This window comes from Rodentibacter sp. JRC1 (assembly GCF_020521555.1).
In the GTDB taxonomy this organism is placed as follows: domain Bacteria; phylum Pseudomonadota; class Gammaproteobacteria; order Enterobacterales; family Pasteurellaceae; genus Rodentibacter; species Rodentibacter abscessus.
This window is the reverse complement of the sequence record NZ_BPWA01000001.1, coordinates 473,245-485,786: the sequence shown is the minus strand read 5'-3', so window position 1 is coordinate 485,786 and position 12,542 is coordinate 473,245. Positions and strand designations below refer to the sequence as shown.

Sequence of the window (12,542 nt, the reverse complement as noted above, 5' to 3'; positions counted from 1 at the left end):
TCCTTATAAATGGCGGGAAAGACGCTTTTCCAAACGTGTTTGCGCAATCGCTAGAATGAAACAGAACGCCCAATAAATCAGTGCGGCTTCACTATAAATTAGAATAAACTCATAGTTTTCGGCGGTAATGTTTTGCGCTACGCGGAACAATTCTGCAATCCAAACCAATGAGGCGAGGGAAGTATCTTTTACCGTACTGATAAAGGTGTTAGATAAAGAAGGCACGGAAATACGTAAAGCTTGCGGCATAATGGTACGCACGAAAGCTTGTCGATAGTTCATTCCGATAGCATAAGAGGCTTCCCATTGTCCTTTTGGAATAGCGAGAATCGCAGCACGCACGGTTTCCGCCGCATAGGCGCCGATGTTGATAGAAAAAGCAATGATGGCGGTTGGGAAAGGATCAAGTGTAATGCCGACTTCAGGTAAGCCATAAAAGATAATAAAAATTTGCACCAACATTGGCGTGCCGCGAATAAGGGAAATGTAGGCGCGACAAATGGTTTGCAATATTTTTGTGGGAAGGCTAGGTTGTGGCAAAGTACAGATCACCGCAACAATGACAGCAATCAGTAAGCCGAAAGAAAAGGAAATGACCGCAAGGGGAATGGTATATAAAATTGCCGCTTCCAACATAGGCCAAAACGAGCTGATAACATAATCAGCCCGTTCTGTGGTCATAAAGGGAAGATTGGCTAACAAGTTATTGAGTAATGTCATCGCCGAACCATTTAATTGAAAGTTGTTTTAATGTACCCTCTTGGCGCAATTCCTCAAGAGCTTGATTTACTTTTGCAATCAACGGTTCTTCACCCTTTAAAAATGCAAAGCCGGTAGGGATTTTTTTATCACTTTCTACGGCAATTTTTAAACCGGCATTCGGTTGTTTTTTGAAATAATCAAGCACGGCTAATTTATCGTTTACCGTGGCATCAACTCGCCCTTGTTTCACCGCCTCAAGGTTTTGTGCAAGGCTATCGACTGTTACAATGATCGCTCCATTTTCTCGGGCTTCTTTGCTCCAGTTACTGGTTGCGGATTGAGCTGATTTTTTACCTTTTAAATCCGAAAAACGGTTAATACCGTTATTGTCTGCTTTCGTAACGATAACGCCGGCGGAATAGTTATAAGGTGCGGAATAATCATATTTTTTTAAACGCTCCGGGCTAGGATTGGTTTGGTTTGCGATGACATCAAAACGTTTTGCATTTAAACCGGCGTACATTCCATCCCACGCTGTTTCTTTAAATTCTACTTTCCAATCTAATTTTTGTGCGACTTTTTCAATGATTTCTACATCAAAGCCGGTCAGTCTACCGTCTTTATCGTGGAATGTGAACGGAGCATAAGTCCCTTCCGTTCCCACTAATAATGTTTTGGTTTTTTCCACGCGATCGGTTATTTCCCCAGCATTGGCAAGCGTTGAAAGTGCTAACCCTGTGGCTAAAAGTGCGGTCGAAAAAAATGATTTTTTCATTGTTAGAATTCCTAAGTAAGCTGTTGTTTTGCAATGGTTGGATTATAAAAATCAATTCCAAGAAAAAACAAGACGATTTATTTATGAGTTAGATGTTTTAGTTATAAAACATCTATGAGATAAGTTTATTGTTTACTATAAGTAAAATATTTTTTAATTAATCTGTTATTTATCTACATTTTAGCAAGAGTATAATGCCTTCCATCAACGGAATGATAGGTTCTAACAATAAATTAAAGAGTTTTATATGAAAAAAGTTGCAAATGTTTTCACTTCACCGGAAAAACACTGGGTAGGTAATGGCTTCCACGTATCTTCAATGTTTAGCTATCATGACAAAGACAAAAATTTAGATCCGTTCCTTTTAATGGATTACAACCCGCCGAAATTTTTCCAAGGTGGTCGCCGTGATAATTCCGAATTTGATTTGCGTGGTGTGGAAGAGCATCCGCATCGTGGTTTTGAAACCGTTACCATTGCGTATCAAGGTGAAGTCTCGCACCGTGATTCGCATGGCGGTGGCGGAACAATCTGCGCGGGCGATGTGCAATGGATGACCGCAGGTTCCGGTGTTATGCACGAAGAAATGCACTCTGAAAAATTCGCAAAAGAGGGCGGTTTATTTGAAATGGTGCAACTCTGGGTGAATTTACCGGCGAAAGATAAAATGACAACGCCAAAATATCAAGCGATCAAATCGGCAGATATTCCGGTGGTGGCGTTACCGAATAATGCGGGTTCTGTACGGGTGATTGCAGGGGAATTGCTTGATGTCAAAGGTGCAGCAAGCACTTTCAGCCCGATTAATATGTGGGATATCACAATGAATACCAATACCACTCACAAATTCCGTGTTCCGGCAAGCCATAATGTGATTATTTTGGTATTGGACGGCACGATCCAAGTGGGGGAAAATGCCATTGCCCGCCGAGGTGAGTTAGTTACTTTCGAGCGTGGTGAGGCGGATGTGTTGATTGAAGCAAACAATGAAGCAAAATTGTTGATGTTAACCGGTGAACCCCTTAATGAACCTGTTGTAGGTTATGGTCCCTTTGTGATGAATACCAAAGAGCAAATTATTGATGCCTTCAATGATGTTCGCAACGGACGATTCGGTCGCCTAGATTAAAATAAACAAAAAGCAAAACCACCCGAAAGGGTGGTTTTTTTGTGAATGATGAGGCTGTTATCAGTCCTATAACCTTAATTTCTATAAGCAATTACCCAAAGGGATAGTTATGTTTAACAACAGGGGTTGGAAAGCCAATATGCAAAAAACGACAGTATTATGTGGCAGCTGCATAAGGAGAATTTTTATCGGGCGTAGGGTACTAATATCGAAAAACTAACATTTTTTTGACCGCACTTTTGCCAATAAACTGACTGAAAGGATAATCACCACAGCTCCAATCCAAAAATAAAGGTTTGGAATGTGTTTCCAAATAAGCCAGTCAAATAGACTGGAGAAAATTACGCCTGTAAACGCAAAAGGTGTAATCACATTTGCCGGTGCGTATTTGAATGCACGGGTCAAAAGCAGTTGGAATATGAGCCCGAATCCACCGACAAAGAGAAGAAGCCCTAATTCATATAGATTCGGCATTTTCCACTGCGGGAAAAAGAATAAGGGGAGCAATAAAGTACCGATTAAATGGAAGTAAAACACAATATTTTTGGGGGAATTATGTTTATTCAGCTCTTGCAAACTAATAAACGCCATCGCCGCCAATATAGCACCGCTTAAACCGATTAATACGTAGATCGGCTCAAAAGAATCATTTTGATTGGTAAGTAAAATAATGGATACGCCTACAAACCCCATCAAACTAAGTGCTAACACATTAAGCGGTGTTTTTTGATGGAAAAAGAGGAGTAAAACCGGAATAAACAGCGCGGAAGTATTCATCAGCAAAACGGCGATCGAGAGCGGTAAAAATTTTACCACATAGAAATTAATCAACATACTGACTACACCTGCCAAATTTCGTAACACCAAGAACTTCCACTGACTTATTTCCACTTTGAAATCTCGGTCTTTAATCATAAAAGGCAGTAAGAACAACAAACCGATTAGAAAGCGTGAAAAGAGCGTTTCACTGGCGGGAATAGTATCGGATGCCGTTTTCACAAACACATTCATTAGGGTAATGCTGAAATAAGCGGAAATCATAAAGATAATCGCGCGATGATAAAGTGAGGGCGGGGAATGTATTTTCATAATCAGATTATCCTTATTGATTTTAACTCACACTAATTTACGCCTCATTAGAAAAGATAGCAAAACATTCGGAACAATTTCTATTTTTAACCGCACTTTATGTTTAATTATTCTAAACTTTTTGAAAGCCATTGGAGTAATCGGTCTATAATAGTCCTTTGTGTGAATACAGATCGTAAAGTGCGGTCGTTTTTGGAGAAGATTTTATGAAGATGATTAACGCCTCGGATATCGGTTATTGGTTATTTACTAAGGCTTCCAACCTTCATCTAATAAATGGAGAATTACCTTTGGGGACGGCACAATCCTTAGGTATTGAGGATTTAAAAGGTATGGTGATTGGCGAGTGGGAGGGGCAAAAACTATGGCTTGTGGAAGAACAGGATAATGATCAACGGGATTATGTCGGGTTACGCGATCAACTTTCATTACCTGAAGAAAAATTTTATTTATTGAATCGTGGCGTAGAAATCAATCATTTTTTTAAAACACACAAATTCTGTGGAAAGTGCGGTCATCAAACCAAGCAAACGGAAGACGAACTTGCCGTGCAGTGTACGAATTGCGGTTATCGCAGCTATCCTGTGATTTGTCCTTCGATTATTGTTGCAGTGCGCCGAGGGACGGAAATTTTACTTGCCAATCACAAACGCCATTATCACCCGAACGGTGGAATGTATACTACCCTTGCCGGTTTTGTGGAAGCGGGCGAAACCTTTGAACAAACCGTTCGCCGAGAGGTATTGGAAGAGACGGGGGTTCAGGTCAAAAATATTCGTTATTTCGGCAGTCAGCCTTGGGCGTTTCCTAATTCTCAAATGGTAGGTTTTTTAGCAGATTACGAAAGCGGTGAAATCCGTTTACAAGAAGCGGAAATTCACGATGCACAGTGGTTTTCTTACAAACAACCCTTGCCAGAATTACCCCCAACGGGTACTATCGCACGCAAATTAATTCATGCTACGCTTGAACTCTGCGAGGCAGAAAGTAAAACAAAACAAGTGGAAAATAACCAAAAAGGAAGCCCAAATGTCAGTGTTGAAAAATGATCGTTATTTAAAAGCCTTATTACGTCAACCGGTTGATTACACACCGGTGTGGATGATGCGTCAAGCAGGGCGTTACTTGCCGGAATATAAAGCAACCCGTGCACAAGCCGGCGATTTTATGTCGCTTTGTCGTAACGCAGAACTGGCTTGCGAAGTTACCTTACAACCTTTGCGCCGCTATGAGTTGGATGCGGCAATTTTATTTTCTGATATTTTAACGATTCCTGATGCGATGGGATTAGGCTTGAGTTTTGGTGTCGGCGAGGGGCCGAAATTTGCCCGTCCGATTGAAAATAAAAGTGCGGTAGAAAATTTACCCATTCCGGATCCGGAACAAGAATTGCAATACGTGATGAATGCCGTACGTACGATTCGTCAAGAATTGAAAGGTGAAGTACCGCTTATCGGTTTTTCCGGTAGCCCGTGGACATTGGCTACCTATATGGTGGAAGGCGGTTCAAGTAAAACTTTCGGCAAAATCAAAAAAATGATGTATGCGGAGCCGCAAACACTTCATTTATTGCTTAATAAGTTGGCTGAGGCTGTCACTCTCTATCTTAATGCGCAAATCAAAGCCGGTGCGCAATCGGTGATGATTTTTGATACTTGGGGCGGTGTATTGGGACATCGTGAATATTTGGATTTTTCCCTTCAGTATATGCATAAAATCGTAGAGGGATTGATTCGTGAGAATGAAGGTCGCCCGGTGCCGATCACTTTATTTACCAAAGGTGGCGGTTTGTGGTTGGAAGCCATCGCCAATACGGGCTGTGATGCCATTGGTTTAGATTGGACGGTAAACCTTGCTGACGCGAAGGCTCGAGTCGGTGATAAGGTTGCCTTACAAGGCAATATGGATCCGAGCGTGCTTTATGCACCGACAGAACGTATTCAACAAGAAGTGCGGTCGATTTTAGCCGATTTTGGGGAAGGAAGCGGCCACGTATTTAACCTTGGTCATGGTATTCATCAAGATGTGCCGGAAAGCGCACCGAAAATCTTTGTTGATGCGATTCACGAATATTCCAAAGCTTATCATAAATAAGGAAAGGCGATGAGAAATCCCATTCATAAGCGTTTAGAAAATCTTGAAAGTTGGCAACATCTCACTTTTATGACTGCGTTATGCGAACGTATGATGCCTAATTTTAAATTATTTTGTCAAATCACCAAGCAAGAAGCGGCGGCAAAAATTTATCAAAATGTTCTTAATCTTGTCTGGGAATATTTAACGATAAAAGATGCGAAAATTAATTTTGAAAATCAGTTGGAAAAATTAGAGAACATTATTCCTAATGTGAATGAACACGATACTTTCGGCATAATTCCTGCGCTCGATGCTTGCAAAGCCTTAGTCGAAACGGTACATGCCATTATTGCAGGCGAAACTTTAGAAAGAGCGGTCGAAATTAGTCGAATTTCTTTAGGAACGGTGACTGCATTATTAGAAACAGAAAACTGCCGTGATTTTTCCGAAGCCGAACTAAAAGAAAGCGAGGATATTCAGACGGAATTAGACGTGCAATGGCAAATTTATCGTTTGTTAAAGGAATGTGAAAAACGTGATATTGAACTGATTCTTGATCTAAAAAACGAAATTAGGACTGAGGGGATATCCAATATTGGTGTAAAAATCGACCAATAAAGTGAGATTTATCACAAAATTTGAAAATCGTGCTTTTATTTCATTAAAAGTTGGATTATCCTCATCGCCAGCTGTTGCCTAGGAAAATGCTTTGGCAGCGAGCTTGATCAAAGAAATGGATTAAATTAACAAAAAGGTACAAGTTATGAACAAGACAGATTTAATTGATGCAATTGCAACGGCTGCAGAGCTAAATAAAAAACAAGCTAAGGCAGCGTTAGAAGCAACTTTAGAGGCGATCACTGCAAGCCTTAAAAAAGGCGAGCCGGTACAATTAATCGGTTTCGGTACATTCAAAGTAAATCAACGTGCAGCACGTACCGGTCGTAACCCACAAACCGGTGCGGAGATCAAAATTGCGGCATCTAAAGTACCTGCATTCGTATCAGGTAAAGCATTAAAAGATGCGATCAAATAATTAATTTATTATTGATGATGAACCCTGCTATGTGGCAGGGTTTTTTTGTCGTCTAAAATTCCCTTTACAAAATAACCGCACTTTTATAAACTTTCGAACCGAAATTTAAATCGTAAGTTATCTAGGGTAGCCAAATGAAACGAAATCATCACCCTCGCAATACACAACAGCGTCGTCACACGATTATGCAACTTCTTCAACAACAGGGGGAGGTGAGTGTAGAACAACTTGTTCATTTGTTTGAAACCTCAGAAGTTACTATTCGTAAAGATCTTACCGCCTTAGAAACAAGCGGTTTTTTGCTGCGTAAATATGGTGGTGCCATTTTAATGCCGAAAGAAATTATTGATGAAAGCGAAAATGATGAACTTTCGGAACGAAAGCAAGTCATAGCTAGGGCCGCGGCAGAGCGTATTCGTGATCACAATCGAATCATTGTGGATAGCGGCAGTACCACTACTGCACTGATTAAACAACTTAATCGTAAGCAGGGATTGATTGTGATGACGAATTCCCTTTCGGTGGCAACGGAGCTTCGTGCTTTAGAGAATGAACCTACACTGTTAATGACAGGAGGAACGTGGGATACCCGTTCAGAATCTTTTCAAGGTAAAGTGGCGGAGCAAGTGCTGCGATCTTATGATTTTGACCAACTTTTTATTGGCGCGGATGGCATTGATTTGGCGCGAGGTACAACAACTTTCAATGAATTGGTCGGTTTAAGCCAAGTGATGGCAGAAGTATCGCGGGAGGTTATCGTTATGGTTGAATCCCAGAAAATAGGTAGAAAAATGCCGAATCTAGAATTAACTTGGCAGCAAATTGATGTATTGATAACAGATAAAGGGCTGTCGGAACAAGATAAACAAGCCATTTCGGTGCAAGGTGTCGAAGTGCTTTGTGTATAAAGTGCGGTCAAAACGACAATCATTTTTTATTTATAAATTAACGAGGAAAACTTATGTGTGGTATTGTTGGCGCAGTCGCGCAGCGTGATGTAGCAGAAATTTTAATTAGCGGATTACATCGTTTAGAGTATCGTGGTTACGATTCTGCAGGTGTGGCTGTGGTAAATCAACAAAATGAATTACAGCGTGTGCGTTGTTTAGGTAAAGTTAAGGCATTGGACGAAGCCGTGGCTGAAAAACCGTTAATTGGCGGAACGGGTATCGCACACACCCGTTGGGCAACCCATGGTGAACCTTCCGAAGCTAATGCGCATCCTCACATTTCAGGTAATTTTGCCGTGGTACACAACGGGATTATCGAAAATCACGAAGAATTACGTGATTTATTAAAATCCCGCGGTTATGTATTTCTTTCACAAACGGATACGGAAGTTATCGCTCATCTTGTGGAATGGGAAATGCGTAGCACGGATTCTTTATTAGAGGCGGTTCAAAAAGTAGTGAAACAGCTTACAGGTGCATATGGTATGGTCGTGATGGATCGCCATCATCCCGAACACCTTGTGGCGGCGCGTTCAGGCAGTCCGCTGGTGATAGGTTTAGGTATCGGTGAAAATTTCTTAGCCTCGGATCAACTTGCATTATTAAGCGTTACCCGCCGTTTCATTTTCTTAGAAGAGGGGGATATTGCGGAAATAACTCGCCGCACGGTGGATATTTATGACACCAATGGCAATAAAGTAGAGCGTGAAACCCATGAGTCAAATCTTGAAAATGATGCGGCTGAAAAAGGCAAATTCCGCCACTTTATGCAAAAAGAAATTTATGAACAACCGACCGCACTGATCAATACCATGGAAGGGCGTATTAATCACAATAATGTGATTGTCGAATCAATCGGCAACGGGGCGAAAGAAATTTTAGAAAAAGTACAGCATGTTCAAATTGTCGCTTGCGGTACATCATATAATTCAGGAATGGCGGCTCGTTATTGGTTTGAAGCCCTTGCCGGTGTGAGCTGTGATGTGGAAATCGCTTCTGAATTTCGTTATCGTAAATTTGTTACCCGACCGAATAGTTTATTGCTTACGCTTTCTCAATCCGGTGAAACGGCGGACACATTAGCCGCCCTTCGTTTGGCGAAAGAAAAAGGCTATATGGCTGCAATGACAATTTGTAACGTGGCGGGTTCTTCCCTTGTTCGTGAATCCGATCTCGCATTTATGACACGTGCCGGCGTTGAAATTGGCGTAGCATCCACAAAAGCCTTCACCACGCAGTTAGCCGCAATGCTGATGTTGGTTACGGCAATCGGTAAACTCAACGGCAATATTTCGGATGAAAAAGAAAAAGAGATTGTTAAAGCATTGCATTCTCTTCCGGCTGATGTTGAAAAAGGACTGGCTTTTGATAAAGAAATCGAAGCGCTTGCGGAAGACTTTGCTGAAAAACATCACGCTTTATTTTTAGGTCGAGGGGAATACTATCCGATTGCGATGGAAGCCTCTTTAAAATTAAAAGAGATCTCCTACATTCACGCAGAAGCCTATGCCGCCGGTGAATTAAAACACGGTCCGTTGGCATTAATTGATGCGGATATGCCGGTTATCGTAGTTGCGCCGACCAATGATTTGTTGGAAAAAGTCAAATCCAATATTGAAGAAGTGCGCGCCCGTGGCGGTCAATTATATGTATTTGCCGATAACGATGCCGGTTTTAGCGAAACGGAAGGGATGAAAATCATCACTATGCCGAAAGTGAATGAAATCGTTGCGCCGATCTTCTATACGGTACCAATGCAATTACTGGCTTATCATGTTGCATTAATTAAAGGCACTGACGTGGATCAACCACGTAACCTTGCAAAAGCGGTAACCGTGGAATAAAGTGCGGTTGATTTTGGCGTAATTTTTGAGTCCGTCTTGTGGAAATAAGGCGGATTTCTTATTTAAAATCGACCGCACTTTCATGTTAAACTAACCGCCGTTCTTTTCTTATTGAGGCAAGGTTGTGCAAACAACACATTCCGTTTCTATCAAGATTGCAAAATATCTTTTTTTTATTATTGCAGCAGCAGGGATCATCAGTTCGCTAAGTTTGGCGATTATGGCAAGTAATAAATCCGATGCGGAAGCCATTAACATTTCCGGTTCTCTGCGTATGCAAAGTTATCGTTTGTTACATCTAATGGATAACCATCCTGATACGGTCGAGAAAAATTTGCAGTTTTATGAAAAAAGCCTTCATTCCTCAAGTTTAATGGATATTCAGTATCAATTTTTTACACCGGATGTTGTAAAGCAATCCTATCAGGTTTTACTCGAACGTTGGGCGGTAATGGCTGATTTTGTACGGCAAAATAACATTGAACAATACAGCGAAAATATTGCCGATTATGTCAATGAAGTAGATCATTTTGTTTTTGAATTACAACGTTTTAGTGAACAAAAGTGGATTTTTGCTTTATCCGTGCTTTGTTTTTCTATGCTGCTTATTGTAGGGATGGTGTCCTATGTAATTTGGTTTACGCAACGCGAAGTGGTAAAGCCGTTGAAGTTACTTACACGCGCCAGTATGCAAGTGCAAATGCGTCAATTTAACCATATCCCCCTTGATACCAAAAATGATAACGAGCTTGGTACGTTAGCACGTGTGTTCACACAAATGGCGACAGAGTTGGGTAAACTTTATTCTCGTCTTGAAGATTCTGTGAATGAACAAACTCAAAAGTTACGTCAAAGCAACCGCTCTTTAACGACCCTTTATCAAAGCTCTCAGTTACTAACTATAAACGAGATTAATGATAAAACCCTCAGTCAGCTACTCAATCACATACGAGTCAGCGAGCATTTGCGTTATATCGAACTTAGCATTTTAGGTGCGGAACATTGGAATGTAAACTTTGGTGAAAAGCAACCTTACCAAAGTTTACAAATAGAAGAACTGAAAATCGAAAACGAAGCTTTAGGCGTGCTTTCGTGGCAAGCCGGTTTACCTTGTCCCGATCCGCGAATGATGCAAAATTTAGCTCAAATGTTAGCCCGTGCGCTGTATTTCTATAAAAATCAGCGACAACAAGAGCAGCTTTTATTAATGGAAGAGCGATCGATTATTGCACGGGAATTGCATGATTCTTTGGCACAAGTATTGTCATTTTTACAAATTCAACTTACCTTACTCAAGCATAATTTAAAGCAAAGTGATGAATCGGCTAAACAAAAAAGTCTTACTATTATTGCTGATTTTGAACAAGCGCTTTCCGGTGGATATGCACAATTACGGGAACTTTTAGCCACTTTCCGTTTAACCGTGCAAGAAGCGAATTTGCAACAGGCATTGGAGCAAGTGATTGATTCCTTACGCTCGCAAACTACAATGGAAATGCGGGTAAATTGTCGGTTGCCCTCACAAAGTTTGAATCCGCCTCAACTTGTACATGTGCTGCAAATTGTGCGTGAGGCGACACTGAATGCGATTAAACATTCAAAGGGAAGTCTTATTGAAATTAATGCAAAAATAAATGCCGAAGGTGAATATGAAATTTCGATCCAAGATGATGGTATCGGTATTCCAAGTTTAGATGAGCCGGAAGGGCATTATGGCTTAAATATTATGACTGAACGCAGCAATCGGCTAAATGCCGAGCTAACGATCAGACCCCTTAAACAAGGCGGTACACAGGTAAAAATCACCCTGCCACACACTTTATTTTAGGACAATTAGATGCAAAGTTTACAACCTTTTCATACATTTCATATTCCCGTTTACGCACGAGAAATTATTGAAGCGCACAGTATCGAACAAATTCAACAAGTATGGCAGTGTGCTAAGTCGAAAAATTTGCCTATCCTCTTTTTAGGGCAAGGCAGCAATATGCTGTTTTTAGAAGATTTTGACGGTGTGGTGATTCTCAATCGTCTATTCGGTATCAAACATAAGCACGATGAGCATTTTCACTATCTCCATATCAATGGTGGTGAAAATTGGCATAATCTCGTGAAATGGTCTTTAGCGCAAGGTATTTATGGATTGGAAAATCTTGCTTTAATCCCGGGGTGTGTGGGTTCCGCTCCGATTCAAAATATCGGCGCATACGGTGTGGAATTTAAGGATGTGTGTGATTATGTGGAAGTGTTGGATTTAACCACTTCTACATTATTCCGATTAAACGCGGAAGAATGTGAATTCGGTTATCGGGAAAGTATTTTTAAACATCGCTATCAGCAGGGATATGTGATTACAGCCGTAGGGTTGAAATTGAAGAAAAATTGGCGGCCGGTGTTGAAATACGGTTCGCTTGTTAATTTTGATCCGCAAAGCGTAACGGCAAAACAAGTGTTTGATGAAGTTTGTCAAATTCGTCAAAGTAAATTGCCTAATCCCGATGAATTTGGTAATGCCGGTAGTTTTTTTAAAAATCCGGTAGTGAGTGCCGCACAATTTGCTGGGATTCAAAAACAGGTCGAAAATCTACCGCACTTTTCACAACCTGACGGCTCGGTAAAACTTGCAGCAGGCTGGCTGATTGACCAATGTAATCTTAAAGGCTTTCAAATCGGTGGTGCCGCCGTGCATGAAAATCAAGCCCTTGTACTCATCAATAAAGCAAATGCGACAGGAAATGATGTGATAAAACTTGCTCATCATATTCGTAAAACCGTTGCGGAAAAGTTCGGGGTCTATTTACAACCGGAAGTTAGATTTATAGGAAAAAACGGCGAAGTGAATAGCGAAAATGCTATTTCTTGAGGATAATAAGAAAAGTGCGGTCAAAATTTATAAAGAATTTCCGGTATTATGTAGCAGTTGCACAGAGAAAATTTTATA

Annotated in this window: 12 protein-coding genes; 9 read left to right on the top strand and 3 right to left on the bottom strand. The window is 40.9% G+C overall.

Features of this window, described 5'->3' with window-relative positions; translation table 11 throughout:
• Positions 1-3 precede the first annotated feature (3 nt).
• Positions 4-720: an amino acid ABC transporter permease gene (locus tag HEMROJRC1_RS02185; RefSeq protein WP_226691424.1), complete on the bottom strand. Its 717-nt coding sequence runs from the start codon at positions 718-720 to the stop codon at positions 4-6.
• On the bottom strand, positions 704-1,477 hold the full coding sequence (locus tag HEMROJRC1_RS02180; RefSeq protein WP_226691423.1) for an amino acid ABC transporter substrate-binding protein: 774 nt from the start codon (positions 1,475-1,477) through the stop codon (positions 704-706). The genes HEMROJRC1_RS02185 and HEMROJRC1_RS02180 overlap by 17 nt, the downstream gene beginning before the upstream one ends.
• A gap of 247 nt (positions 1,478-1,724) precedes the next feature.
• Here HEMROJRC1_RS02180 and HEMROJRC1_RS02175 point away from each other — a divergent pair, with 247 nt between their 5' ends.
• Positions 1,725-2,606, top strand: a complete 882-nt coding sequence (locus HEMROJRC1_RS02175; RefSeq protein ID WP_226691422.1) for a pirin family protein — start codon at positions 1,725-1,727, stop codon at positions 2,604-2,606.
• Between the two features lie 216 nt (positions 2,607-2,822).
• Here the strand turns inward: HEMROJRC1_RS02175 and HEMROJRC1_RS02170 are convergent, their stop codons facing one another.
• Positions 2,823-3,695 (bottom strand): DMT family transporter, encoded by an 873-nt coding sequence (locus HEMROJRC1_RS02170; RefSeq protein ID WP_226691421.1) that lies wholly within the window; start codon positions 3,693-3,695, stop codon positions 2,823-2,825.
• Positions 3,696-3,901: 206 nt separating this feature from the next.
• Here HEMROJRC1_RS02170 and nudC point away from each other — a divergent pair, with 206 nt between their 5' ends.
• The 8 genes from nudC to murB all read left to right on the top strand — a co-directional run bounded on the left by nudC (position 3,902) and on the right by murB (position 12,464).
• Complete coding sequence (nudC, locus tag HEMROJRC1_RS02165; protein ID WP_226691420.1) at positions 3,902-4,744, top strand: NAD(+) diphosphatase; 843 nt, start codon at positions 3,902-3,904, stop codon at positions 4,742-4,744.
• Positions 4,725-5,789, top strand: a complete 1,065-nt coding sequence (gene hemE / locus HEMROJRC1_RS02160; RefSeq protein WP_226691419.1) for a uroporphyrinogen decarboxylase — start codon at positions 4,725-4,727, stop codon at positions 5,787-5,789. The genes nudC and hemE overlap by 20 nt, the downstream gene beginning before the upstream one ends.
• A 9-nt stretch (positions 5,790-5,798) precedes the next feature.
• Entirely contained in the window at positions 5,799-6,389 is a 591-nt protein-coding gene (locus tag HEMROJRC1_RS02155; protein WP_226691418.1) for a YjaG family protein, read from the top strand.
• 145 nt (positions 6,390-6,534) lie between these two features.
• Positions 6,535-6,807 carry an HU family DNA-binding protein gene (locus HEMROJRC1_RS02150; protein WP_194811676.1) on the top strand — a complete coding sequence of 91 codons (273 nt, stop codon included), beginning with the start codon at positions 6,535-6,537 and terminating at the stop codon, positions 6,805-6,807.
• 134 nt (positions 6,808-6,941) lie between these two features.
• Positions 6,942-7,715: a DeoR/GlpR family DNA-binding transcription regulator gene (locus tag HEMROJRC1_RS02145; protein ID WP_226691417.1), complete on the top strand. Its 774-nt coding sequence runs from the start codon at positions 6,942-6,944 to the stop codon at positions 7,713-7,715.
• A gap of 53 nt (positions 7,716-7,768) precedes the next feature.
• Entirely contained in the window at positions 7,769-9,601 is a 1,833-nt protein-coding gene (gene glmS, locus HEMROJRC1_RS02140) for a glutamine--fructose-6-phosphate transaminase (isomerizing) (protein ID WP_226691416.1), read from the top strand.
• A 124-nt stretch (positions 9,602-9,725) separates the two neighbouring features.
• On the top strand, positions 9,726-11,429 hold the full coding sequence (gene narQ / locus HEMROJRC1_RS02135) for a nitrate/nitrite two-component system sensor histidine kinase NarQ (protein ID WP_226691415.1): 1,704 nt from the start codon (positions 9,726-9,728) through the stop codon (positions 11,427-11,429).
• Between the two features lie 9 nt (positions 11,430-11,438).
• Positions 11,439-12,464, top strand: coding sequence for a UDP-N-acetylmuramate dehydrogenase (gene murB, locus HEMROJRC1_RS02130; protein WP_226691414.1), 1,026 nt, complete (start codon positions 11,439-11,441; stop codon positions 12,462-12,464).
• The last annotated feature ends 78 nt before the right edge of the window (positions 12,465-12,542 follow it).

Excerpts from the sequence above, each read along its gene's own strand:
- HEMROJRC1_RS02175 (WP_226691422.1), top strand. The coding sequence starts at position 1,725 with ATGAAAAAAGTTGCAAATGTTTTCACTTCACCGGAAAAACACTGGGTA.
- murB (WP_226691414.1), top strand. The coding sequence starts at position 11,439 with ATGCAAAGTTTACAACCTTTTCATACATTTCATATTCCCGTTTACGCA.
- glmS (WP_226691416.1), top strand. The coding sequence starts at position 7,769 with ATGTGTGGTATTGTTGGCGCAGTCGCGCAGCGTGATGTAGCAGAAATT.
- hemE (WP_226691419.1), top strand. The coding sequence starts at position 4,725 with ATGTCAGTGTTGAAAAATGATCGTTATTTAAAAGCCTTATTACGTCAA.
- HEMROJRC1_RS02155 (WP_226691418.1), top strand. The coding sequence starts at position 5,799 with ATGAGAAATCCCATTCATAAGCGTTTAGAAAATCTTGAAAGTTGGCAA.
- HEMROJRC1_RS02185 (WP_226691424.1), bottom strand. The coding sequence starts at position 720 with ATGACATTACTCAATAACTTGTTAGCCAATCTTCCCTTTATGACCACA.
- HEMROJRC1_RS02145 (WP_226691417.1), top strand. The coding sequence starts at position 6,942 with ATGAAACGAAATCATCACCCTCGCAATACACAACAGCGTCGTCACACG.
- HEMROJRC1_RS02170 (WP_226691421.1), bottom strand. The coding sequence starts at position 3,695 with ATGAAAATACATTCCCCGCCCTCACTTTATCATCGCGCGATTATCTTT.
- nudC (WP_226691420.1), top strand. The coding sequence starts at position 3,902 with ATGAAGATGATTAACGCCTCGGATATCGGTTATTGGTTATTTACTAAG.
- HEMROJRC1_RS02150 (WP_194811676.1), top strand. The coding sequence starts at position 6,535 with ATGAACAAGACAGATTTAATTGATGCAATTGCAACGGCTGCAGAGCTA.
- HEMROJRC1_RS02180 (WP_226691423.1), bottom strand. The coding sequence starts at position 1,477 with ATGAAAAAATCATTTTTTTCGACCGCACTTTTAGCCACAGGGTTAGCA.